A 24,137-nucleotide genomic window follows, 5' to 3' on the forward strand; every position below is an offset into this window, starting at 1 on the left:
CCCGGGCCCGGCAGACGGCGGAGGTCAGCCGACGCGGTCGACGGTGAAACGCACGAGCCGGCGAAGCGCCTCGTTCGCGGGACCGGCGGGCAGGGCGTCGAGTTCGGTCATGGCGTCGTCGACGTACTTCTCCAGGGTGGCCCGGGCACGCCGCATGCCGTCCGATGCGCGCAGAAGGTCGAGCGCCTCCGCCACCTCGGCGTCATCGGTCAGGGGCTCGGAGAGCAGCTCGCGCAGTCGGGCGCTGTCCGCGGAGCCGTTCTCCATCGCGTAGATCATCGGCAGGGTGTGCACGCCCTCGCGCAGGTCCGTGCCGGGGGTCTTGCCCGACTCGGCGGACGGGGAGGCGATGTCGATGATGTCGTCGGCGATCTGGAAGGCGATCCCCACCGCGTCGCCGAGACGGCGCAGGTGCTCGATCTGCTCGCCGGTCGCTCCCGAGTACCTGCCGCCGAACTGGGCGGCGGCGGCGATGAGCGAACCGGTCTTCTCCCAGATCACCCGCAGGTAGTGCTCAGCGGCGCCCTCGTCCCGACCTCCGACGCCCGGGCCGACGGTTTCGCGCATCTGCCCGGTCACGAGCTCGGCGAACGTCTGGGCGATGAGCTGCACGGCCTCGGGCCCGAGGTCGGCCAGCAGCATCGAGGAATGGGCGAAGAGGAAGTCGCCGGCGAGGATCGCGGTGGAGTTGTCCCATCGACTGTTCGCCGACTCGACACCACGGCGCATGGAGGCCTCGTCCATGACGTCGTCGTGGTACAGCGTGGCCAGGTGGATCATCTCGCACACCACGGCGGCCTTGACGAGCCGCTCGCGGTCGGGTGCGGGGCCCAGTGCGCCGGACAGCAGCGTGACGACGGGCCGGAATCGTTTGCCTCCGGCGGTCACCAGGTGCAGGGCGACCTCGGAGAGGAAGTCCTCGCCGGTCTGGAGCCGGTCGACGAGCAGCGTCTCGACCTCGTCGAGCCGCGCACGCAACTCGGCTGCGAGGTCGGCGTCGCCGACGTCCACGCCCGCCACCGTGTGGTCGGTCGCCGTCTCCGCGGTGCCGGTCACTGAATCGCTCGACATCCCCACTCGTCCTCGTCGCCAGGTCCGGGGCGGCGTCGACCGCCCCTGCCGACAGACTACGGTCCCGGGTCGCGGGCTGCGGCACCCCACCCCGCCCGAGGTCCCGGCGACCGCCGCCCCCGCCGACCTGCCACCATGGAGCGCATGGAGTCAGGTATGGGTCTTCCCGCGTCGACGGACGTCCTGGTGGTGGGCTGCGGCCCGGCCGGTTCGGCGACCGCCACGTGGTTGGCGCGTGCCGGACGCGAGGTCACGGTGCTGGACGCGGCGCGGTTCCCGCGCGACAAGACCTGCGGCGACGGGCTCACGCCGCGGGCGATGCTGGAGGTCGACCGGCTGGGGCTCGGCGGGTGGGCGCGGGACCGCATCACCATCCGCGGTCTCGAACTGCGGGGCTTCGGCCACTCCCGCCGGGTGCCGTGGCCGGCCGGTGAGCACGGCGGTACGGGGTCGGCGGTGCGGCGGACGGTGTTCGACGACCGGCTCCGGCAGGCGGCCGTGGCGGCGGGCGCCGTCGTCCATGACGGCGTGCGCGTGACCGACGTGGAGAGGGGCGACGACGGCGAGGTGACCGCCGTCCGGACCGAGGGCGGTCGCGTGGAGTGCCGAACCCTCGTGGTGGCCGATGGCGTGCGGTCGCCGGTGGGTCGGCTGCTCGGTCGGACCTGGCATCGCGACACGGTGTACGCCGTGGCGGCGCGATCCTATGTCCGGTCCGGGCGACACGATCACCCGTGGATCGGCTCCGATCTCGAGCTGCGCGACGAGGCGGGCGCCATCCAGCCGGGCTACGGCTGGGTGTTCCCGCTCGGCGACGGCGAGGTCAACCTCGGGGTGGGTGCGCTGGCGACCTCGGCGCGGCCGGCGAACGTCGCCGTCAAGGAGCTCCTGCAGCACTACGCCCGTAGCGTCCGCGAGGACTGGGCCCTGGAGAACGAGCCGCGGGCGGTGACGTCCGCGTTGTTGCCGATGGGCGGGGCGGTCTCGACGGTGGCCGGTCCCAACTGGGCCGCGGTCGGTGACGCCGCGGCGTGCGTGAACCCGCTCAACGGCGAAGGGATCGACTATGCGCTGGAGGGCGGCCGCCTACTGGCGGAGCTCGTCGTGACGGGCCGCGGCGACCTGACGACAGCGTGGCCGCAGATCCTGCGGGAGACGTACGGCGAGTCGTTCGCGATCGCCCGCGACGCCGCGCGACTACTGACGTTCCCGCAGTTCCTGCCGCTGGCGGGACCGATCGGGATGCGTTCGCAGGCGCTGATGACCGCGGCGGTGCGGTGCATGTCCAACACGGTCGCCGATTCGGACCGCGATGTGGTGGCCCGCGGCTGGCGGGCGGCGGGGTCGATCTCCCGCAGGTTGGACCGCCGGCCCCTCTTCGCGGACTGAGCCGCCCCCGGGCCTCCGCCCCGCCCGGGTTACGCGTCGGGAATGGACCAGAGCGGCAGCGCAAGCGGCCGGAAAGCGTACAAAGACGGCGCGCACCCCGGGAGGTCGACTCAGCGCGCCCGGGGTGGCGCCGCGTTCGCTGTGCCCGCGCCGGGGTCAGGCGGGGCCGGGGTCAGGCGGGGCGGCGCGCCAGGTGGATGGCCGCGATCCCTCCGGTGAGGTTGGTGACGCTGCAGCGCTCCCAGCCGCTGGCCTCGATGATCTCGAGCAGGGCCTGCTGGTCCGGCCAATCGCGGATGGACTCGGCCAGGTAGACGTACGCGTCCGGGTTGGAGGACACGCTGGTGGCGATCTTGGGCAGCGCCCGCATGAGGTAGTTCATGTACAGCGCGCGGAAGGGCGGGAACACGGGCGTGGAGAACTCCACCACGGCCAGGCGCCCGCCCGGCCTGACCACCCGCGCCATCTCGCGCAGACCGGCGGCGGTGTCCTGGACGTTGCGCAGCCCGAAGCTGATGGTGGCGGCGTCGAAGGAGTCGTCGGCGAACGGCAGCCTCATGGCGTCGCCCGCGACCTTGGGCACGTCCCGGCCGGAGCCCGCCCGCAGCATCCCCAGCGAGAAGTCCGCGGCCACGCACCACGCGCCGGACTTGGCGAGCTCGACGGTCGACACCGCGGTGCCGGCGGCCAGGTCGAGGATCCGCTCCCCGGGCCGCGGCGCGAGCAGCGAGCGGGCCCGCCGCCGCCACACGTGATCCATCCCCCCGGAGAGGATGGTGTTGGTCAGGTCGTAGCGCTTGGCGACACCGTCGAACATCGACGCGACGTCGCGGGGCTGCTTGTCGAGATTGGCGCGGGACACGCCGTCGACGCTACCCGCCCCGGGTGGACGCGGCCGATCAGGCCACCACACGTGGGGTTCGGCTTCCGACCACACCTCGCGCGCCCACGCCGACCCTGCCCGAATCGGACCGGGCGCCCGCGGCCGCGTAGTGGTCGAAGAGCTGGGCGCAGATCGCGTCCCAGGTGCGACCGAGAACGGTGGCGCGGGCCCCGGCGGCCAGTCGCTCGTGGTCGGCGAGCACCGCGTCCACGGCGTGCGACACCTCGTCGGCGTACCGGCGCGGATCGAGCAGGACGCCGTTGACCCCGGCCTGCACGAGGTCGCGGGGCCCGCCCTGGTCGGGGCCGACGACGGGCACGCCGGACGCCTGCGCCTCCTGGATGGACTGGCAGAACGTCTCGAACTCCCCGGGGTGGCAGAACACGTCCATCGTGGCGTAGGCCTGCCCCAGCTGGTCGCCGTGGAGCTCGCCGGTGAAGATCGCGTGCGGCATGGCGGCTCGGAGTGCGGGGCGATCGGGGCCGTCGCCGACGACGACGAGGTGGAGGTCTCCCCCCGGGCCCGACCGGTCGGCCAGTGACCGAAGGCGCTCGACGTGCTTCTCCGGGGCGAGCCTGCCGACGAACCCCACGACGGGCCGCCCCTGCGGGGACCACAGCGCGTGCAGGGCCGCACTGCGCCGGGACGGCGAGAAGCGCTCGGTGTCGACGCCCCGACCCCACCGGTACAGGCGCGGGATGCCGTGGGCCGCGAGATCCTCCATCGCCGCGGTCGACGGGGCGAGGGTGCGGTCGCAGGTCGCGTGGATGGCCCGGGTCCAGGCCCAGGCCGCGTCGGCGACGACGCCGACCCCGTAGGCGTCGGCGAACCCGGCGACATCGGTCTGGTAGACGGCCACCGAGGGCACGCCCAGGGCGCGGGCCGCGACGGCACCGGCGGCGCCGAGCACGAACGGGGACGCGAGGTGCACCACGTCGGGGTCGAAGTCGCGCAGGGCGCCGAACACGCTCGGGCTGGGTGCGCCGACCGGCAGCGACGACACCACCGGAACCTTCACCGCGGTGACCCGGTGGACGGGATAGCCCAGGTGGTGATCCGGGCCGGGCCCCTCCGCGTCCGGGCCGCCGAACAGCGGGGCGACCGCGCTGACCAGCGGGTGCGTCCGGACGGCGTCGGCGGCGCCCTGCCAGAGGCCGACCTGCCCGGACGGGGCCACCACCAGGCAGTCGTGACCGTGCCGCCGCGCGTACTCCAGCACGCGCAGGACGGAGTTGGTGACGCCGTTGACGTTCGGCAGGAACGATTCGGTGACGATGGCTACGCGCACGACCCCACTGTCGCCGGGCCGGGCCACGGGCCGGTGTTCAGCGGGAGACGAGGCGTCGAATTCGTGGTGCCGCCGGGTGAACCCTCGGCGACGCGGCGGCATAGGCGAGTGCCGCCAGCGGGATGACCACCGCGGGCACGGACAGGGCGGGCACCACCGCGACGGTCCAGCTGCGGCCGGAGACCCGCACGAGGTCCGGGTTGGCGCGGCGGAACTCGACCTGCACCCGCTGCCCTTCGACGAGCCCGGTCGGGTAGAACACGCCCGTCACCGGGCGGACGGTCCGGCCGCCGCCGGCGTCGAACTCCACGGCGGCCCGCCGGTCCGTGACCTCGGTGACGGTCGCGGTGGCGCTGCCCATGTCCCCGTCGATCCGCTGGTCGTCGACGAAGCACGCCAGCACGATGAGCACCGCCGTGAGCAGCGAGAACACTCCTGCGGTCACGGCCACCACCCGTACGCCCCACCGGATGCGGCGGGCGCGACGGATCTGGCGTGCCGTGACCGTGGCCGCGGCGGTCACCCGTCCGCCACGGCTTCCGCGCGCAGGGCCGCGTGGAGGTCGCGCAGACCCTGCCTGTCTGTCGCGACCCGCACCACCCGCAGCCCCTCGGGGACGATGTCCCGGTGCCCGTGCGGGAACGCCGGCTGCGCGAGCAGGGCCTCGAGACCGGCGGGGTCGGTGTCGGTGAAGGGCACCCCGAAACCCGCGCACAGGGCTCCCAGATCGGTGCCGTGCGGGGTGCCGAAGACGCGCTCGAAGTCGGCGGCCAGGCGCGGGTCCCCCTGCTCGAGCAGGGAGAAGATGCCGCCGCCGTCGTCGTCGGCCACCACGATCGTCAGATCGTCGGGGTGACGTTCCCGCGGCCCGAGCAGCAGCCCGGACACGTCGTGCAGGAAGGTGAGGTCGCCGACCAACGCGACGGTCCGCCCCGGGGCGGAGAGCGCGACCCCGATCGCGGTGGAGACCGTTCCGTCGATCCCCGACGCCCCGCGGTTGGCGTACATCGCCACATCCGGGTCGAGCGGACCCACGAACGACAGGTCCCGCACGGCGTTGGAGGCGCCCACCACGAGGTTGTCCCCGGCCCGGACCCCGCGGGCCACGGCGCGCGCCACGTGCAGACCCGTCGGCGCGCCGGACTCGAGGTGCCGGTCCAGTAGCCGGTCCACGGCGGCGCGGGCGCGGGCGTCGGCGCGGGCGGTGGTCTCGGTCCACCCCTGGTCCACGCCCCACCCGGTGAGGACGGAATCGGCGAGCTCGGCGGCGCTCCCGGTGGGGTTGGGCGAGCGCGGGCCGGCGTCGAGGATCACGAGGTCGACGTCCGGGTCCGCCAGCAGCCGGGTGACGGCACGGTGGAGCGTCGGCCGACCGGTGACCACCACCTGCTGGGGCCGCAGCGCCGGGATCGCCAGCGGGTGCACGGGGTGCAGCGGGACGGGCGCCCCGGGTTCGGCCACCGTCGGCACCGTCACCAGACCCGAGACCGGGGCCGCCCCGACCCCCGAGATGACCAACGTGGGCCGCGTGAGATCCACCGCCACGGCCGACTCGGCGGGCGCGGAGTCGACCCCCGCTCCCGCCCGCTGCACCCACGGGCGACCGTCCGCACGCCCCGCCGGCAGACGACCGGCCCCCGAGCTGCCGCCGACCTCGTCGTCGTCGTCGTTCCCCGCTGCGTCTGACCCGAGGGCGAAGTCCTCGTCGCCCTCGCCCGGCACGAGCGGCTCGCGGAACGCGATGTCGACCTGCACCGGACCCGGGTCGGCGTGCGCGGTGGCGGTGAGGATCGCCCGGCCGATCGCCGACCGCCAGTGCCGGTGCTCCGCTTCCGGGTCCCCCGCCGCGCCGAGTTCGACGACCGCCCGCGCGTGCGGGCCGAACAGCCCCACCTGGTCGATGGTCTGGTTGGCGCCGGTCCCGCGGAGCTCGGGCGGCCGGTTGGCCGTGAGCGCGAGGAGCGGCACTCCCGAATGCGCGGCCTCCACCATCGCCGGGTGCAGGTTGGCCACCGCCGTGCCGGAGGTGACGACGACGGGGACCGGCCGCTTCGACCCCAGCGCGAGCCCCAGCGCCGTGAACCCGGCAGCGCGTTCGTCGATCCGCACGTGCAGGGCGAGTCGGCCGGACCGTTCGGCGGCGGCCAGGGCCAGGGCCAACGGGGCGCTGCGCGAACCCGGGCAAAGGACCGCGTCGGTGATCCCGTGGCGGATCAACTCGTCGACCAGGACACGGGCCTGCGCGGTACTCGGGTTGCTCACGGTGGGGTTCATCGCCCCCAGCCTAGTCGGGGTGGGGCGGCGATCCGGCCGCGAGCGTGAGCCGCTCGGCCAGCTCCGCCAGCCGCTCCCGCAGCCCGTCCGGCGACTCCACGGTGAACGGGCCCGGCAACCGACCGAGGTACCAGGCCAGCACCTCGAGATCCGCGCCCCCGGTCTCCAGCCGGCAGGCCGGACCGTCGGGGTGGTCGGAGGGGCGGAGCTCGGTGACCGTGCCGTAGGTGGGCGGGAACTGCTCGACCACCGCGTCCGCGGGCGCGAACACCAGCACCCGGGCCAGGTGTTGGTACGGCGCCGCGGTCACGGCGTACTGGACGTGCGCGGCCGGATCGGGCACGTCCGGGCGGGGCGTGAAGCGCCACCGGCTGCGGTGCACGGCCCGGATGCGGTCGAGGCGGAAGGTGCGCCAGTCCGCGCGGTCGAGGTCGTAGGACAGCAGGTACCAGCGCCGGCCCAGGACGACGATCCGGTACGGCTCCACCCGACGCTCGGTGTCCCGGCCCGCCCGATCCCGGTACGCCAACCGCACCTGCTCGGTGCCCCGGACCGCATGTCCCAGGTCGATGAGCATCTCCGGCTCGACCGGGGTGTCCGAGCCGGGGACCGCGACCATCGACTCGGTGACGTCGGCGACCCGCTCGCGCAGCCGTCCGGGCATGACCTGGTCCAGCTTGGTCAGGGCGCGCAGCGCGTGCTCCCCGACGCCCGCCACGGCGCCGCCCGCGGCCAGCCGCAGGGCGATCGCCACGGCCACGGCCTCGCGGTCGTCGAGCAACAGCGGCGGCAACCGCCGGCCCGACCCCAGCCGGTACCCACCACCCGCGCCGCGCTCGGACTCCACCGGATACCCCAGGTCACGCAGCCGGTCGACGTCGCGGCGGATCGACCGGGTGGTCACGCCCAGCTCGGCCGCCAACTCGTCGCCCGTCCACACCGATCGCCGTTGCAGGAGGTCGAGAAGGGCCAGCACACGCTGGGTGGTCGGCATCCTGTCGTCGTTCATGACAGCAGTGTTCCACCCTCAGCGGACCGATCCTGTCCGGTTGGGCTGAGACGCTGTGCGGACACCACCACCGTCAGGAGAACACCGTGACCACCACGACCCGCCCCATCGACTGGACAGCCCAGCTCGTCGACCAACTCGAATACCACTGGAACGGCCACCTGCGGCCGCGCCTGGAGGGGATGACCGACGCCGAGTACCACTTCTCCCCCGCGGCCGACGAGCGCACCTGGGACATCCGCCCCCGCGGGGCCGGCACCGCGCCCATGCAGGGCGGCGAGGGCGAATTCACCATCGACTTCGAGTTCCCTGAACCCGTCCCCGCCCCGTTCACGACCATCGCGTGGCGGATCGGCCACGTCGTCGTCGGGGTCCTGGGCGCCCGGTGGCACTCCCACTTCGGCGGACCGCCCCACGACTACATGACCCACACCTACGCCGGGGACGCCGCGGGCGGACTCGCCCAACTCGAGCGCACCTACGTCGGCTGGATGGAGGGCGTGCGGGCGCTGGACCCCGAGACGCTCGCCCGACCCATCGGCGAGTCCGAGGGACCGTGGGCCGACTACCCCATGGCCGCCCTGGTCCTGCACATCAACCGTGAGGTCATCCACCACGGGGCCGAGATGTGCCTGCTGCGGGACCTCTACGCGCACACCCGCTGACACGACGGCCCCGCCGTCGTCCCACGGCCCGCCGCGAACGCCCATCCACCGGACACCCACCCGAACCCCCGCACCCCGAACACCCGCACCCGTTACCAGAGGAGTCGTCATGCCCTTGTTCCCCGCCACCCGCGACACCGAGCGAGAGAACCTGCTCGAATGGATCGACGCCGCGCTCGTCAACGCCCGGTCGATCGTCCACGGCCTCACCGGCGATCAGCTCCGCACGTGCCCCGTGCCCACCAGCGAGCTGACGCTGGGGTGGCTCATCCTGCACATCGGCGAGGTCGCCGAGGGCTGGCTGGGCCGCGCCGCCGCCGCACCCGACGCACCCGACACCGGCCGATCACTGCCCGAGCAGTTCGCCTGGGCCAAGACCGTGAACCGGGCCGACCCCGACGCCACCGCCGAGGAGATCCTCGCCGAGTTCGACCGACGGCACGCCGCCGCGCTCGAGCACCTGCGCGACGCCGACCTGGACGCGCCGGTACCGGTGCCCACCGAGATGCCGTGGTTTCCTCCCGGCCTACCGCCGTTCAACGGTCGCTGGGCGGCGCTGCACGCACTGAACGAGATCGCCCGACACTCCGGGCACGCCGACATCCTGCGCGAGGCGGTCGACAACCGCACGATGTACGAGTTGATCGCCGAGGACCAGAGCATCGACATGTCCTACATCGGGGCCTGGTTCGCCGCGCACCCGGAGGTGCCGGCGCCGCAGTGGTGACCGGCGGGGGTTGATCCCGGCGTCGGGCTCAGTCCTCGTCGTACCAGCCGTCGAACGACGTGAACTGGCCCTCGATCATCCCCGCCACCGCCCCCGGTTCGGGAATGAGTTCGGCGTCGGTGGCGATGCCCACGGAGACCTTTCCGTTGTAGCTGAAGATGCAGATCCCGAGCGCCTGGTCGCCGCTCATCGGCACCCAGCCGAGCATCCCCGCCACCGGCGTACCGGCGAGGGTGACCGCGGAGACGGGCCCGGGCACCGAGGTCAGCTGGCCGACGGTCTTGTTGGCGAACAGGTCGATCACGGCGTGCGCCACCGGGCCGGGCGTGACGGCCACGGTGAGCATCGTGGCGAAGTTGACGTGCGGCTCGAGCGAATAGCGCACCCGGGTCATCGACGTGGTGATCGCCTCGAGCAGCTCGTCGGTGTCGTCGATCCACAGCGGCAGCCGCATGAGGATGAGAGTGATGTGATTGCCCAGCTCGTCGGGCAGCTCGTCGCCGACCGGGGAGACCGCCATCGGCACCATGAGGTTGATATCGGAGACCCGCCGGTCGCCCTGGGTGTCGAGGTACTGCGTGAGCGCCTTGGACACGGCGGCCAGCATCACGGTCGTGACGGTCGTGTCGTGCACCTTCGCCACCCGCTTGACCGCCGCCAGGTCCAGCCCCGAGATCCAGGAGACCTTCTTCTCCGCGTGCGACTTGCCGCTCCACGACAGGTCGGCCGATCGCGGCTCGAACAGCAACCGGAAAACGCCCCGGTAGGTGTTCGCGGTCCGGTTCTCGGCGCTGATGTTGTCCGTCAACGACTCCACCAAGCGGGTCGGGACCCGCGTCAGCGACCGGCCGGGGGCCGCGACGTCCCGCGCCAGGCGGGCCAGGGTCACCGGGAACCGGACGGTGGCGCCGGTCAGCCCCCGCGCGATTCCCCACGAGTCCTTGGCCAGCCCGGCGCCGGCGCCGGTGACCGCCCCGAGGATGCCGCCGCCGGAGGGCGCGAGATCCCGGCCCACGCTGGGCAACGGCGAGTCGTCCTCGTGGTCGCACAGGCCCAGCACGAGTTGCGTGAGCCGGATCCCGTCGACCACGCCGTGCTGGACGCGGAACAGGATCAGCGCGCCCGCCTGCGTCGCCTCGTGCCCGAAATAGCCCTCGATGAACTCGGCGCGCCACATCGGCTGGCCCTTCGGCAGCTGCACCGCCATCTGTTCGGCGACGTACGCCTCGGCCTCGGCGCGACCGCCCGGTTCTGGCAGGCGGCTGTGCACGAGGTGGTTGGCGATGTCGTAGTCGGGGTCGTCCACCCAGTACCAGCGACGGCCTCTGCGGACGGGGATGCGGTGGAACACCGGATAGGCGTCGACCATCCTCGTCTGGATGGCCCGGGCGACCTCGTCCCAGTCGGGGATCTCGGCGAACCACACCAGGCAGTTGATGTACATGAGGTTGTCCGGGCGGTCCATGAGCAGCCACAGCTGGTCGCGCAGGGGGATCCGGACCCCGTCGTTCGCCGCCATCGCCACGGCTCCTCTCGCTCGCCCGCCACTTCGCCCTCGAGACCACCGATTCGTCCCCACGCTAGAGCAGCGTTGACATGCCCCACCGCGCTATGGCCGAAGCGGCAGGGCATCCGGCGGCACAATGGGCGGATGCGCATCGTTCACACCCCGGATGATCCCCCCGCCAAGGGCATGTACGCCCTGCTCACCGCGTCGATCACCCCGCGCCCGATCGCGTGGGTGTCGACGATCTCCGCCGACGGGGTGCCCAACCTCGCCCCGTACTCCTTCTTCACCGTCGCCTGCGCCGACCCGGCGATCCTGTCCGTGACCTCGATCGGCCACAAGGACACCTACCGCAACGTCGTGGACACCGGCGAGTTCGTGGTGAACATCGGCACCGAGTCGCTGATGGAGGTCATGAACGCGACCTCGGCGCCCGTCGGTCCGGAGGTCGACGAGTTCGAGATGCAGGGTCTGACGGCGGATCCGTCGGACGTCGTCGCACCGCCACGGGTGGCCGAGGCGCCGATCGCGTTCGAGTGCGTACGCCACGACGTGATCGACCTGGGCACCAGTGCGATGCTGCTCGGGCGGGTGGTGAGCGTGACCATCGATGACGAGATGCTCGCCGACGACGGCCTGCCCGACTTCGGATCACTGCTGCCGCCCTCACGGTTGGGCCGCCACCAGTGGGGGTACGCCCCGCGCACGCGAGAACTGCCGCGGCCGAGGAAGTAGGCGCGCCCAGCCCGCCGCCGCCCGGCTCACCGCCGCCGTCCTCGAGCGCCCCGACGCAGCCGCGCGCAACTCCGGCACCCGCTCACGGTGTTTCGTGAGCGGCTGCAGTGATTGCGCGCGGGTGCACGGGGCGATGGCCGGGCGGGCCGGCAGTGCCGGGGCAGGGCGATGGCCGGGCGGGCCGGCAGTGCCGGGGCAGGGCCGGGGCGGGCCGGGGCAGGGCCGGGCCGGGCGACTCAGAGGAGCTCGTGGCAGCGGCGGATCCGGTCCAGCCACCAGTCGCGGACCTCGCCGCTCACACGCAGGCCCTCCAGTCGCGCCAGGTCCGGCGCCACCGGGCGGACCGGGAGGCAGCCGTCCTCCAGGGAGAACGTGCCCGGTTCGACGACGTCCTCGACGAAGAACCCGCCGGTGCCCAGTCCGGCGGCGGGGATCTCGTCGTCGTCGTCGGATCCGGGACGGCCACGCCCGGCACCACCGGGCATCGCGGCAGCCGCGGCGACCCCCGCGGCGACCCCCACCGCCGAGTCGAGCGCACTGGAGACCGTCACCGGCACCCCGAGCTCGGCGGCGACGGAGAGCAGGCGGCGCGGCCCCCCGAGCGGCGCGACCTTGACCACCGCCCTGTCGGCACCACCCGCCCGGACGACGCGCAGCGGGTCGTCGGCGCGGCGGATCGACTCGTCGGCGGCCACGTCCACGTGCACTCCGTCGGCCGCCAACCGGGCCCGCAGCTCGACCAGTTCCTCCACCGTCGCGCAGGGCTGTTCGGCGTACTCCAGGCCCGGCCCGTCCAGCGACACCGGACCGCTGCCCGGGGCCCGCGCGACGTCGTCCGCACGCACCGCCTGGTCCAGCACCCGGATCGCGTGGGCCGCCTCGGCGACCGACCACGCCCCGTTGGCGTCCACCCGCACGCGCGCGCCCGGGCGGGCCTGCAGGACGGCGGCGACGCGGGCGACGTCGTCGACGAGCTGCTGCCCTTTCTCGGCCACCTTGACCTTGACCGTCGTGCAGCCCGGGAACCGGTCGAGGACGCCCGCGACCTCGCCGGCAGCGACCGCCGGGACCGTGGCGTTGACCGGGACCCGGGAGCGCAGCGCCGGCGGCGGTCCCTGCCACGCCATCTCCAGCGCGGAGGCGAGCCAGTGGGCGGCCTCGGGATCGTCGTACTCCGCGAAGGGGCCGAACTCGCCCCACCCCGCCGGGCCCTCGATCAGCGCCACCTCCCGCTCGGTGATGCCGCGGAACCGCACCCGCATCGGCAGGGCCACCACGCGCACACGGGCGAGCAGATCGTCGATCGACTCGGGGCCCGGTACGGATGTCATGGCTCCACGCTAACGTCGAACCCATGACCGAGAGCAGCGCACCGCAGGACCAGGCCGCCAACCCCTTCGATCCGTCGCAGTGGCGGGAGGTCGAGGGCTTCCGGAACGGGGAGGACCTGACCGACCTGACCTACCACCGCCACGTGGGCGAGGGCCGGGTCAACGGGATAGTGCGGATCGCGTTCGACCGGCCCGACGTTCGCAACGCCTTCCGCCCGCACACGGTGGACGAGCTGTACCGGGTCTTCGACCATGCGCGCCGCTCCCCCGACGTCGGCACCATCCTGTTCACCGGCAACGGGCCCAGCTCGCGCGATGGCGGGTGGGCGTTCTGCTCGGGCGGCGACCAGCGGATCCGGGGCCGGTCCGGCTACCAGTACTCGACCGAGCACGATTCGGACGTCGCCGGCGCCACGGCCGACAAGGTCGACGAGGCGCGCGTGAAGGCCGAGGGCGGGCGGCTGCACATCCTCGAGGTGCAGCGGCTCATCCGCACCATGCCGAAGGTCGTCATCTGCCTGGTCAACGGGTGGGCGGCCGGCGGCGGGCACTCGTTGCACGTGGTGAGCGACCTGACCCTGGCCTCCCGCGAGCACGCCCGGTTCAAGCAGACCGACGCGGATGTGGGCTCGTTCGACGCCGGCTACGGCAGTGCCTACCTGGCCAAGCAGGTGGGCCAGAAGTTCGCGCGCGAGATCTTCTTCCTGGGCCAGGCCTACACCGCCGAGGAGATGTTCCAGATGGGCGCGGTCAACCGGGTCGTGGACCACGCCGAGCTGGAGAACACCGCGATCGAGTGGGCGCGGCAGATCAACGGCAAGTCGCCCACGGCGCAGCGGATGCTGAAGTTCGCGTTCAACCTCACCGACGACGGGCTCATGGGCCAGCAGGTGTTCGCCGGCGAGGCCACCCGTCTGGCGTACATGACCGACGAGGCGGTGGAGGGCCGGGACGCGTTCCTCGAGAAGCGCGAGCCCAACTGGGACGACTACCCGTACTACTACTGACGGCCGGGGGCTCACCGGCCGTGGCCGTGAATCGCGAACTGTGCACCCTGCCCGTCCCCGGCGGCCCCGAGGTCGCCGAGGTGTTCCCCGCGCTGGAGCAGATGCTCGCCGACCGCGGGCCGGCGCTGCTGCCGGTGCCGGCCGACGACCCCGCGCGCACCCGGATCCTCGTCGACAGCCAACGCCCCGGCGACCCGATCGACGACCTTACCGCCCTGGTGGTGAGCACCTCGGGGTCGACGGGCACCCCCAAGGGCGCGATGCTCTCCGCCGCCGCGCTCGCCGCCTCCGCCGAGTCGACCGACACCGTGCTCGGCGGGCCAGGCCGGTGGCTGCTCGCCCTGCCCGCCCACCACATCGCCGGGCTGCAGGTGATCCTGCGATCACTGCGCGCCGGGCACGAGCCGGTCGTGATGGACGTGACCCGCGGGTTCGACCCCGCGTCCCTTCCCGACGCGGTGGCCGCGTGCCGGGCAGGCACCACGGCCGGGGGCGGCGCCGGTGCCTGGGGCGGCGCCGGGTCCGTGGCCGGGGGCGGGGCCGGGGGCGACAGCCCACGCGCCTACACCTCGCTCGTCCCGGGCCAGCTGGCCAAGGTCCTCGACGGCGGCCCGCCCGAGGCGATCGCCGCGCTGGCCGAGCTCGACGCGGTCCTGCTCGGCGGGGCCGCGGCCGCGCCGGAGCTGCTCGCCCGCGCCACCGACGCCGGGATCCGGGTGGTCCGGACCTACGGCATGAGCGAGACCGCGGGTGGATGTGTGTACGACGGCGAACCGCTCCCCGGGGTCACGGTGGAGGTCGACGACGACGAGGGCCGCGTCTGGCTGGCCGGCCCGCAGCTCGCGTCGGGGTACAGGAACGCGCCTGATCACCCCGCGTTCGCCCGGCCGGGATGGTTCCGCACCGATGATGCGGGCCGGGTCGGCCACGATGGCAGGCTCCGGATCCTGGGAAGGCTCGACGAGGCGTTGAGTGTGGGTGGGTTGACGCTCCTCCCGCAGACCGTGGAGGACGCCCTCCGCGGGCATCCGGCGGTGGTCGACGTCGTCGTCGTCGGGATCCCGGACGACCGGCTCGGGACCAGGCCGGTCGCGGCGGTCACGCTCCGCTCCCCCGCGTCGCCGGACGACCTGCGCGCACACGTGGTCGCGTCGCTCGGGGCGCACTCGGCGCCGGCGGTCGTCGCCGTGCTGGACGCATTGCCGACGCTGCCGGGCGGCAAGGTGGACCGACGCGGCGTCGCGGCGGGGTTCGTCGGTGGGACAATCAGGGCATGAGCCGCGAGACCGATCCCACCACCTCCCGCGGGGCCACTCCCGCCACCGACGCCGACGCCACCACCGAGCACGGGGGCGCCACGCTCTCCCACTGGCTTGAGGGCGCGCGGCCCCGCACCTGGCCCAACGCGTTCGCGCCCGTGCTCGTCGGCTCGGCGGCCGCGGCGCTCGCCGGCGGGTTCGTGTGGTGGCAGGCACTGCTCGCACTGGCGGTGGCGTGGTCGTTCATCGTGGGCGTCAACTACGCCAACGACTACTCCGACGGCATCCGCGGCACCGACGACGATCGCGTGGGCCCGCTGCGACTGGTGGGCTCCGGGCTCGCCCGTCCCGCCGCGGTCAAGCGTGCGGCATTCGGGTTCCTCGGGCTGGGCGGGCTCGCCGGGCTGGTGCTCAGTGCGACGTCCGCTCCGTGGCTGATCCTCGTGGGCGTGGGGTGCATCCTCGCCGCCTGGTTCTACACGGGCGGCAGGACCCCGTACGGCTACCGCGGGTTCGGTGAGGTCGCGGTGTTCGTGTTCTTCGGCCTGGTCGCGGTGATCGGCACCCAGTTCACGCAGCTCGGGTCGGTGACCTGGTACGCGGTGGTCGCGGCCGTGGCGGTGGGGAGCTTCTCTTGCGCGGTGAACCTCACCAACAACCTGCGGGACATCCCCTCGGACACCGAATCGGGCAAGGTCACGCTGGCCGTGCGGCTGGGCGACTCCCGCACCCGTGGCCTGCACGCGGTCCTGGAACTGCTGGTCCCGCTGGTGGCGACGCTCGCGTTGATCCCGGCGACACCCTGGGCCCTGCTGGGACTGCTCGCCTCGCCTGTGGCGTGGAAGGCCAACGGTCCGGTTCGGGCACGCGCCACGGGTGCCGGACTCATCCCCGCACTGACGATGGCCGGGATGGCGATGCTCGCATGGAGCGTGCTGGTGAGCGTGGGGTTCGTCATCGCCTCGCTCTGACACGGCGTACCCCGCCGGGGGCAGACGACGGCGGCCGATCCCCTCGGGGACCGGCCGCCGTCGGCGTTCGCGTAGGGCTACTTCCCGAGCGAGCCCTCGGGCACGGCGTTCCAGGCGGACTGGATGCCGTTGTTGATGGCCAGGGCGGCACCACGAATGGCGTCCTTGACCTCGTTCGGCACCGGCAGGGTGTCGATGTCGGCGAGGTTGATCGTGCCGGGAGCAGGAGCAGAGACGGGGGCGGGTACGGGCGCGGGTCGCGGCGCCGGAGCAGGTGCCGGGCCGGGCGCGGGTGCGGGTGCCGGAGCAGTCCCGCCTCCTCCGCCACCACCGGTGACGGTGACCGTGGTGGACTCGGTGCGCACCGGCACCCCGAAGATGAATGCGGTCGCGACGGGCTTGTAGACCCCGGCGACGGTGGGCGTGCCCTTGATCGCGGTGGTGGCCGGATCGTAGGTCAACCCGGGCGGCAGACCCTGGAACTGGATCGAGGCACCGGGGGGCGGGGTGACGTAGTCGCTGACCCGCCGCTCCATGTACTCACCGACGCGCAGCGTCAGGGAGGGCAGGGCCGCCGGGGTGACGTCGGTGGCCTCGACGACCACGGGAGTGCGGTCGGGCGCCTCCGTCTGGCCGGACGCGACCCCGACCGCGGCCATGGCGGCGAGTGCGGTGGCGGAAGCGATGACAGGACGGGAGATACGCATAGAGGCCTTTCGGTGGGTGCCGTCGCCAGATCGCGACCGCCCCACGGTAACCCACCGATACACCACACCCCGGAGCCATCTCATCAAGTGAGACGACATCCGGGGTGGAGGTGGTCACCGGCGGCCTACCCGGCCGCCGGGAGTTCGGTGGTCAGCCGCGGCCGTTGGCGACCGTCGGGCCCGGGGCCTGGACCGTGCTGGGGGCGCCGGCGGCCACGGTGGGGGCGATCGATCCGGACGAGCCACTGTTGCCGGTGTCGCTGGACCCGCCCGTGTCGCTGGACCCGCCGGTGGTGGTCCCGCCCGTGGTGGTCGAGCCGGGCAGGGCCGGGAGGATCGCCGAGGAGCCCGGGACCGAGGACCCGCCGCCCAGGACGAGGCTGAGTCCGGCGATGCCGAGCAGGGCGGCGCCGGTCAGGGCCAGCCCGGGAGCCAGAGCACCGAGCGAACCGGTGTCCGCGGGGAACGACGAACCCGGGACGGTGATCTCGCCGCCGCCGGTGAGGTCGGCGCCGGTCACGATCTCGGCGCCGGTCTGGGTCCCGCCGGTCGTGGTGGAGCCGGGAAGGGTGGAGCCCGTGGTCCCGGTGTCACCGTCGGTGGTCGAACCGGTCTCAGCGTCCGAGTCGATCAGGGATCCGAGCGGGGCCAGCGGCCCCAGGCTCTGGGTGTCCAGTCCGCCGGTGGCGTCGCCGGTCGCCTCGCCGGTGGCAGTGGAGCCCGGGGTGCCGAGCGAACCGTTGGTGGGGACGTCCGTGCCGGGGGTCTCGGTGTCCGGACCCTCCGGTCCACCGTTCGACAGGCTGCCGAGGCCGAACTCACCGTTGGCCGCGCTCCCGAGGGGGCCGGCGGGCGCGTCGGGGGCGTCCGGGTTCTCGGGGGTGACCCCGCCCTGGCCCGTGGAGCCGGCCGCGAGTTCGGTGACCGAGCCCGCGTCGCCGCCGAGAGCGGAGACGATGCCCGCCACCGCACCGAGGATGGCGTCCGTCCCGTCGGAACCGGTGGTGATCTCGCCGCCGGCCTGGGCCTGGCCGCCGAGGCTGCCGTCGACTGTGGCGGTGGCCTCACCGGAGGCGCCGGCAGGGGCGGAGCCGTCGGGGTTGTTGATCGTCAGGGTGACGGGGACGGTGACGAGCCCGCCGAGGCCGCGTCCGGTCACCTGGATCGTGTACACACCCGGGGTGGTCACGGTGCCGGAGATGCCGCCGTTGCCGTCGTATTCCAGCCCCTCCGGCAGTCCGGTGACGTCCTCGATCACGAAGCCGGCCGACTGGGAGGCCTGGACGAGCGCCCCCGCGTTGAAGGAGAACTCCATCCCCGCGTTGAACGACGGTGCGGCGACCGCCACGGTCTGGACGTCGTCACGGACGGTGGGGGCATCGGGAGCGGCAATGACCATCCCGCCCACGAGCGCGACCGCTGCTGCGGCTGCGACGGGGGCGGCAAGGCGACCCCGGACGATACGACGAGGACGGGCGAGGCGAGCACGCATCGGCTGGTTCCTTCCGGAGGGGTTCAGATCGCTCACTCCGCGGAACGGGAGCGCAGACCATTACGGAAGCCACTCTAACCACACGCACACTAACTGTCTACTCCTGTCACATATGTCACTCAAGAATCAGGAGTCACACTGGTAACACACCCCAGGGGTATATCGCGGCCGATGGATACCTCTTTAGGCGGCCTCGACCCACCCGGGCCGGAACAGGCGGGGAGGCAGGGCCGGAACGACCGCGGCCCGGCCCCCGTGGTGGGGACCGGGCCGCAGCCGAGCGGGAGCGAGGAGATCAGGCGGCGGGGACCGGAACCGAGGTCGCCGGGGTGGGCTCGCCGGCATCGGCGGCATCCGAACCCGTCTCGGCCGGGGCGCCACCCGGGCCCCCGTCGCCGGTCTCGGCACCCGAGGTCGTGGACGAGCCGGACGAGGTCGCCGTCGAGGTCACGGGCGCGCTGCTGCTGGTGGGCGTTCCGGAGACCGTGGTGACCGGATTGCCGTCCCCATCGACGATGACGGTGACCGGCGGCGGGACCATCTCGCCACCGAGAACCAGGGTGCACAGCCCCTCGCCGAGCGAGCCGGTCTCACCGACCAACGCGGCGCCCCCACCCTCACCCGCGACCACATCGAGCAGGTTGGGGAAGGAGTCCAGGGCCGAGGTGATCAGATCGAGGACACCGGTGGGGATGCCGTCGATCCCGAACAGCGGGTAGAACTTCGCGACCGAACCGCCCAGGGCGGGCAGCTCGCAGACCCCGTCGGTCGAGGGAACGAGGTCGCCGAGGCTGGTGTCCTCTCCGCTCGCGGAATCGAGGTCGCCCAGCGAGCCGTCACCGAGGGAACCGGACCCGGCGACCTCGTCACCGTCGGACTCCCCCTCGGCGGGGCCGTCCGAGCCGGCGGCGAGGCTACCCGCGTCGAGGCTGCCGCCCTCCAGACTTCCGAGCGAGATGCTGCCGGAGTCGGCATCACCGGCGAGGGATCCGTCGTCCTGCGCGTTGACGACCGGGACGGACAGGGCGACCAGCGCGAGAGCGGCGGCAGAGGCGGTGACGACCTTGCGGGTGAACATGTGTGATGAACCCTCTTCGACGACGACGGACGTGATCGAGCCACTGCGCCCCGGTGGGCCGCCTCAGGTCGACAGGAGGACTCTAGCGCGGTGAACCGCGCCCGGGACAGACATTGCCGCGGGCGCGGCGGGACTCACTGCCCGAGGCTGCCCGCGCCCGTGGTGAGCAGACCCAGCAGCGCGGCCGGGCCACCCTCGAGCGCCGCCGCGCCGGTGGCCGGGCCACCGGTGGTCGCACCGCCGACGGCGGCGCCGCCGGTGGTGGTCTCCGCGCCGGAGGTGGCGGCGCCGCCGGCCAGGCCACCGAGCAGCGACGGGGAGAGGGTGCACAGGATCTCCCCGACGGAGCCGAGGCTCTTGACCGACCCGCCCTCACCGAGCACCGACGGGAGCAGGTTGACGACCGTGTTGACCAGGACCATCACGAGGCCGGACGACTCGGCGTTCTCCCCGCCCGTCACCAGTGGCAGCAGCTGCGCCAGCGAGGCGCCGTCCATCTGCCCGTCCCCGAGGACCGCACACAGGTCCGGGGTGGTGCCGACCTCGTCGTCGTCGTCCCCGGTGGCCCCGTCGGTGTCATCGCCGGCACCGTCGTCGGTGCCCGTTCCGCCGGTCCCGTCACCCTCGAGACCGTCACCCTCGAGACCGTCGCCCGCCAGCGTCGGATCGCCGGGGGTCGCGGCGAGCGTGGGGCCGGACGGCGTCGCGGCGGTGGTGGACGGGCTCGTCGTCGCCCCCTCCCCCGGGCCACCGGCGCCGTCGGTGACGGTGATGGCGACCTTCTCCGACCGCGAGACCCCCGAGTTGGAAACGGTGACGAGCACCTCGTACTCGCCGGCCCGGGTGGGCGTGCCGGAGATGATCCACCCGTCCTGGGTGAGACCGTCCGGCAGTCCGGTGACCTGCACCGTCGTCCCGGCCGGGATCGTGCCACCGGCGGCCTGGGCCACGACGGGCTCGAGGTCGAGGTTGACGGCCGTACCGAGCGGGAGCTCCTGCGCATCGGCCTGACCGGTCGCGTTCTGGGTCAGCTGGATGTCGTCGGCATCGACGGCGGCGGGCGCGCCCACCGCCGCGACGGTGCCACCGCCGACCACGGCGAGCGCGGCCAGGGCGCCGCCGAGGGCGAGCGAACGGGAGCGGGGGGCGGTGCGGTGCGAGCGTCGCTGGAACATGAGGTCACCTTGTCGTCCGGGAGCTGGGCACGACCGGGTCCGGCCCAGTCACACACGTACCATACGTCACATCAGTCACATGGGCCACAGGTGCGGCGCCGTGTCCGACCGGGTCTCCACCACCGGGGTCCCTACACTCACCTCCGGACGCCACGCCGCGACGGAAGGACCCACGTGACCCCACCCCCAGAGATCGCGATCCGGGCCCACGGCCTGCGCAAGACCTATTCCCACGGGCGGGTGAGGGTGCGCGCACTGGACGGCGTGGACGTGGCGATCGACAGGGGGCGCTGGACTGCCGTCATGGGTCCGTCCGGCAGCGGCAAGTCCACCCTCATGCACTGCCTGGCCGGCCTGGACACCCCCGACCACGGCACGGTCTCCATCGGATCGACCGAGATCACCCGCCTCGGTGACGCGGGGCGGACCCGGCTGCGGCGCACCCGGGTGGGCTTCGTCTTCCAGTCCTTCAACCTCGTGCCGGCGCTCTCGGTGCGCGAGAACATCGTGCTCCCCGTACGCATGGCGTTCCGCCGCCCGGACCGGTCGCGACTCGACTCGCTCGTCGGCGAGCTCGGGATCGGCGACCTGCTCAAGCGGCGGCCCCACGAGTTGTCCGGCGGCCAGCAGCAGCGGGTGGCGATCGCCCGCGCGCTGTTGCCGAGCCCGGACGTCGTGTTCGCCGACGAGCCGACCGGGAACCTCGACTCCGAATCCGGTGAGGCCGTGCTGACACTGCTCGGCGCGTGCGTCCGCGAGGCCGGACAGACCGTCGTCATGGTCACCCACGACGCGCACGCCGCCGCACACACCGACACCGTGCTCGTGCTGGCCGACGGACGGATCGCCGACGAGGTCCCCTCCCCCACGCCCGAGTCGGTGCACACCGCCATGCGTTCCCTCACCGGTCGTCGACCGGTCACCACGTGAGCCCGCACCTCGTCCTGGGTCAGCTGCGGGCGCATGCCGGCCGCTACCTGGGCACCATCCTGGCGATCGCGGTGGCGGTCGGATTCGTCCTGGCCTCGGTGGGCGTGCTGCGCACGATGACCGCCAGCGCCGACGCGACCTTCGGCATGCGGTACTCGGGCACCGCCGTGCTCGTGCAGAACCTCGGCGACCGCACCTCCGCCGGCACCGATGCCGCGCGCGACGAGGCGGCCGAGTCCCAGCGGCTCGGCCTGGAGGCCATCGCCGCCACCCCGGGGGTGCGTGCCGCGACCGTGGACGCGCAGACGTACGTGCGGGTCCGTGTCGAGGGTCGCGCGCAACAGGTGACGACGACGACGACGATCGCCACCGACGACGGGCTGCGCTGGCAGCCGTTGGCGGACGGGCGGCTACCCGGGGCCCCGGGCGAGGTGGCGGTGCGCGGTGACGCCGACCTCCCGGTGGGCGCCACGTTCGAGGTGCAGCCGACCGGCGTGGGCGAACCCACCACGGTCACGGTGGTCGGGCTGTTCGACCTGTCGGGGCAGCCGGACATGAAGACGGCCTTCCCGCTCTACACCGTCGATGAACAGGTGCAACAGTGGGCGCCGAACGGAGCCGGCGGGGACGTCCGCGTCGCCGGCGACGGCACGGTTCCCGACGCGGCACTGGCGGCGGAGATCGAGCGACGGCTGGGACAGATCCCGGGCACGTCCGCCGTCGAGGTGTCCACCGGCGCGGCCGAGGCGGACGCGCTCGCGGAATCGTTCATCGGCAGTCGCGACGTCTACACCAGGGCCCTGCTGGCCTTCACCGTTCTCGCCGTGGCCGTGGCCGCGCTGGTGATCGGCACGACGTTCGCGGTGGTGTTCGCCGCCCGCGTTCGGGAGACGGCGCTGCTGCGCTGCCTGGGCGCCTCGCGCCTGCAGTTGCGGCTGTCCGGGATGGCCGAGGCCCTGTTCGTGGGCGTGTCCGCCACCGCCGCGGGGCTGGCGCTGGGCCGGTTCGCGGTGTCACTGGCGGCTCGCGAGGCCCCGAGGCTCGGCGTGACGATCCCCCTGCAGGAGGTCAGCGTCCCCGGATCCGCCTATCTCCTCGCCGCGGCGGTGGGCGTCGGCGTCACCCTCGCCACCGCCCTCCCGCCGCTGTGGCGGGCCACCTCCGGTAGCCCACTGGAGGCGCTGCGCCCGGCCGATGTGCGGCCCGACCCGTGGTGGCGGCGGCTGCCGATGGTCGCGGTGGGTGCCGCCGCGGCGGTGTTCGGCTGGCACTCCATGTCGGCGGCGGTCGCGGCCCGTGACGTCGTCGAGGCCGGGGCGTGGGGCGTCCTCGCCTTCCTGGGTGTGCTGGCCGTGGCCGCGGGGGCCCTACCGACCCTGCTCGGGGCGCTCGGCAGCATCGTGGGACTGCTGCTCGGCCCGGTGGGCCTGCTCGGCGCACGGAACACCGCCCGCAGTCCGCGCCGCACCGCCGCCACCTCGGCGGCCGTCCTGGTGGGCGTCACGCTCACCGCGACGATGGTGACCGGCATCGCCCTGCTCGGACCGGCCATCCAGGCCCGGCTCGTCGATCGCGTCCCGCTGGACATCGCCGTCTCCGCCCCGGGCGGAGACACCCTTCCCGCCGCCCTGCCGGGGACGCTGGCGGAGCTCCCGGGCGTGGGCGAGTCCCTGGTGGTGACCGACATGTACGCGGAGGACCCCCGGGGCAGGCGCACGGTCCTCCGGGTCGCCGAACCGGAGCGGGTCGGCGACGTGATGCGCCGCAACGTCATCCTCCCCGGCCCCGGGGAGATCGTCCTCCCGGAGTCCTCCCCCGTGGCCGCCGGCGCCCGCGACGGGGACACGGTCCGGTTCACCTTCTTCTCCGACGACGACGGTCGTGACCTCGTGGTGCGCCGGACCGGTGATCAGTGGGCCCTGGCCGCGCCCGGGAGCGTGCCGGCCTGGCCCGTGGCGCAGTTGCCCGACGGGTCGCCGTGGCCGGAGGGCGTCGAGGTGCCCACCGAGTTCGTGCCCCGCACCGAGGTGTGGCTGCGCATGGACGACTCCCTGGAGGGCGAGCAGCTCGAGGCGGCCCTCCAGGGGGTGCGATCCGCCGTGGCGGACGCGGCCCCCGACCTCGCCGTGACGGAGAGTTTCGCCTCCCGCGAGCAGATCGCCACCTCCGTCCGGACCATCCTCACCTCCAGCTCGCTCCTGCTGGCGGTGGCGGTCGCGCTGGCGCTGGTGGGGGTCGCCAACACGCTCACCCTGGCGGTCCGGGAGCGGACCCGGGAGATCACCCTGCTCCGGGGCGTGGGGGTCACCCGCACCGGCGTGTGGCTGATGCTCGTCCTGGAGACCCTGCTGGTCGCGGTCTGCGCCGCGGCCCTCGGCGTGGCGCTGGGCGCGGCCTTCGGGTCCGCCGGCGCCACCGCACTGACCGGAGCCGGGGCGGCTGCGGGAGGCGGGATCGTCGGTGGTCTGTCCCAACTCGGTAACGACGGCGTGCCCGTCGGCGATCTGGTGAATGTGGGTGTCGGGGGTGTCCTCGCGGCACTCCTCGCCGCCGCGGTCGCGTCCCTCGGGGCGGTCAGATCCCGTGTCGGCACCGGGTGACCGGGGGGTCGCGGGTGATATCGCCGCAACTCCGTCATC

21 protein-coding genes are annotated in these 24,137 nt (G+C 73.6%); 9 read left to right on the top strand and 12 right to left on the bottom strand.

Translation table 11 applies throughout. From position 1 onward, the window contains the following. Positions 1–24: 24 nt before the first annotated feature. Positions 25–1,071 carry a polyprenyl synthetase family protein gene (locus L8M95_RS05750; protein ID WP_260488543.1) on the bottom strand — a complete coding sequence of 349 codons (1,047 nt, stop codon included), beginning with the start codon at positions 1,069–1,071 and terminating at the stop codon, positions 25–27. Between the two features lie 156 nt (positions 1,072–1,227). On the opposite strand from L8M95_RS05750, the gene L8M95_RS05755 reads away from it, so the two are divergent. Further along, positions 1,228–2,460: a geranylgeranyl reductase family protein gene (locus L8M95_RS05755; RefSeq protein ID WP_260488544.1), complete on the top strand. Its 1,233-nt coding sequence runs from the start codon at positions 1,228–1,230 to the stop codon at positions 2,458–2,460. Positions 2,461–2,632: 172 nt separating this feature from the next. Here L8M95_RS05755 and L8M95_RS05760 read toward each other — a convergent pair whose 3' ends face one another. The 5 genes from L8M95_RS05760 to L8M95_RS05780 are packed head-to-tail and all read right to left on the bottom strand — an operon-like array spanning position 2,633 to position 7,914. Continuing rightward, on the bottom strand, positions 2,633–3,322 hold the full coding sequence (locus L8M95_RS05760; RefSeq protein WP_260488545.1) for a demethylmenaquinone methyltransferase: 690 nt from the start codon (positions 3,320–3,322) through the stop codon (positions 2,633–2,635). Between the two features lie 37 nt (positions 3,323–3,359). Beyond that, positions 3,360–4,631 carry a glycosyltransferase family 1 protein gene (locus tag L8M95_RS05765; protein ID WP_260488546.1) on the bottom strand — a complete coding sequence of 424 codons (1,272 nt, stop codon included), beginning with the start codon at positions 4,629–4,631 and terminating at the stop codon, positions 3,360–3,362. Between the two features lie 37 nt (positions 4,632–4,668). Beyond that, on the bottom strand, positions 4,669–5,154 hold the full coding sequence (locus L8M95_RS05770) for a DUF3592 domain-containing protein (RefSeq protein ID WP_260488547.1): 486 nt from the start codon (positions 5,152–5,154) through the stop codon (positions 4,669–4,671). Then, positions 5,151–6,905, bottom strand: a complete 1,755-nt coding sequence (menD, locus tag L8M95_RS05775; protein ID WP_260488548.1) for a 2-succinyl-5-enolpyruvyl-6-hydroxy-3-cyclohexene-1-carboxylic-acid synthase — start codon at positions 6,903–6,905, stop codon at positions 5,151–5,153. The genes L8M95_RS05770 and menD overlap by 4 nt, the downstream gene beginning before the upstream one ends. 10 nt (positions 6,906–6,915) lie before the next feature. Further along, positions 6,916–7,914: a YafY family protein gene (locus tag L8M95_RS05780; protein WP_260488549.1), complete on the bottom strand. Its 999-nt coding sequence runs from the start codon at positions 7,912–7,914 to the stop codon at positions 6,916–6,918. A 107-nt stretch (positions 7,915–8,021) separates the two neighbouring features. Here L8M95_RS05780 and L8M95_RS05785 point away from each other — a divergent pair, with 107 nt between their 5' ends. Together L8M95_RS05785 and L8M95_RS05790 are read left to right on the top strand one after the other, a co-directional pair. Next, positions 8,022–8,579 carry a DinB family protein gene (locus L8M95_RS05785; protein ID WP_260489177.1) on the top strand — a complete coding sequence of 186 codons (558 nt, stop codon included), beginning with the start codon at positions 8,022–8,024 and terminating at the stop codon, positions 8,577–8,579. Between the two features lie 109 nt (positions 8,580–8,688). Next, positions 8,689–9,306 (top strand): DinB family protein, encoded by a 618-nt coding sequence (locus tag L8M95_RS05790; RefSeq protein WP_260488550.1) that lies wholly within the window; start codon positions 8,689–8,691, stop codon positions 9,304–9,306. Between the two features lie 28 nt (positions 9,307–9,334). Here the strand turns inward: L8M95_RS05790 and L8M95_RS05795 are convergent, their stop codons facing one another. Then, complete coding sequence (locus L8M95_RS05795) at positions 9,335–10,825, bottom strand: WS/DGAT domain-containing protein (protein WP_260488551.1); 1,491 nt, start codon at positions 10,823–10,825, stop codon at positions 9,335–9,337. Positions 10,826–10,957: 132 nt separating this feature from the next. Here L8M95_RS05795 and L8M95_RS05800 point away from each other — a divergent pair, with 132 nt between their 5' ends. Next, the gene (locus L8M95_RS05800) at positions 10,958–11,548 is read left to right on the top strand and encodes a flavin reductase family protein (protein WP_260488552.1); all 591 of its coding nucleotides are present in this window, start codon (positions 10,958–10,960) and stop codon (positions 11,546–11,548) included. Positions 11,549–11,784: 236 nt separating this feature from the next. Here the strand turns inward: L8M95_RS05800 and L8M95_RS05805 are convergent, their stop codons facing one another. Continuing rightward, positions 11,785–12,879: an o-succinylbenzoate synthase gene (locus tag L8M95_RS05805; RefSeq protein WP_260488553.1), complete on the bottom strand. Its 1,095-nt coding sequence runs from the start codon at positions 12,877–12,879 to the stop codon at positions 11,785–11,787. Between the two features lie 23 nt (positions 12,880–12,902). Between L8M95_RS05805 and L8M95_RS05810 the strand changes: the two genes are divergently transcribed. The 3 genes from L8M95_RS05810 to L8M95_RS05820 are packed head-to-tail and all read left to right on the top strand — an operon-like array spanning position 12,903 to position 16,116. Next, positions 12,903–13,886, top strand: a complete 984-nt coding sequence (locus L8M95_RS05810; RefSeq protein WP_260488554.1) for a 1,4-dihydroxy-2-naphthoyl-CoA synthase — start codon at positions 12,903–12,905, stop codon at positions 13,884–13,886. 20 nt (positions 13,887–13,906) lie between these two features. After that, positions 13,907–15,163, top strand: a complete 1,257-nt coding sequence (locus L8M95_RS05815; protein ID WP_260488555.1) for an AMP-binding protein — start codon at positions 13,907–13,909, stop codon at positions 15,161–15,163. After that, positions 15,160–16,116: a 1,4-dihydroxy-2-naphthoate polyprenyltransferase gene (locus L8M95_RS05820; protein ID WP_260488556.1), complete on the top strand. Its 957-nt coding sequence runs from the start codon at positions 15,160–15,162 to the stop codon at positions 16,114–16,116. The genes L8M95_RS05815 and L8M95_RS05820 overlap by 4 nt, the downstream gene beginning before the upstream one ends. Positions 16,117–16,193: 77 nt before the next feature. Here the strand turns inward: L8M95_RS05820 and L8M95_RS05825 are convergent, their stop codons facing one another. The 4 genes from L8M95_RS05825 to L8M95_RS05840 form a co-directional block, all read right to left on the bottom strand. Then, positions 16,194–16,823, bottom strand: coding sequence for a hypothetical protein (locus L8M95_RS05825; protein ID WP_260488557.1), 630 nt, complete (start codon positions 16,821–16,823; stop codon positions 16,194–16,196). A gap of 151 nt (positions 16,824–16,974) precedes the next feature. Then, the gene (locus L8M95_RS05830) at positions 16,975–18,315 is read right to left on the bottom strand and encodes a hypothetical protein (RefSeq protein ID WP_260488558.1); all 1,341 of its coding nucleotides are present in this window, start codon (positions 18,313–18,315) and stop codon (positions 16,975–16,977) included. A gap of 295 nt (positions 18,316–18,610) precedes the next feature. Then, the gene (locus L8M95_RS05835) at positions 18,611–19,393 is read right to left on the bottom strand and encodes a hypothetical protein (protein WP_260488559.1); all 783 of its coding nucleotides are present in this window, start codon (positions 19,391–19,393) and stop codon (positions 18,611–18,613) included. 134 nt (positions 19,394–19,527) lie between these two features. Beyond that, complete coding sequence (locus tag L8M95_RS05840) at positions 19,528–20,568, bottom strand: hypothetical protein (RefSeq protein ID WP_260488560.1); 1,041 nt, start codon at positions 20,566–20,568, stop codon at positions 19,528–19,530. A 174-nt stretch (positions 20,569–20,742) separates the two neighbouring features. Here L8M95_RS05840 and L8M95_RS05845 point away from each other — a divergent pair, with 174 nt between their 5' ends. Both L8M95_RS05845 and L8M95_RS05850 read left to right on the top strand, forming a co-directional pair. Then, positions 20,743–21,498: an ABC transporter ATP-binding protein gene (locus L8M95_RS05845; protein ID WP_260488561.1), complete on the top strand. Its 756-nt coding sequence runs from the start codon at positions 20,743–20,745 to the stop codon at positions 21,496–21,498. Then, a complete protein-coding gene (locus L8M95_RS05850; protein ID WP_260488562.1) occupies positions 21,495–24,098 on the top strand; it encodes an ABC transporter permease in 2,604 nt (867 codons plus the stop codon). Before L8M95_RS05845 ends, L8M95_RS05850 begins: the two co-directional genes overlap by 4 nt. Positions 24,099–24,137 lie beyond the last annotated feature (39 nt).

It is taken from the genome of Dietzia sp. B32, from assembly GCF_024732245.1.
GTDB lineage: Bacteria > Actinomycetota > Actinomycetes > Mycobacteriales > Mycobacteriaceae > Dietzia.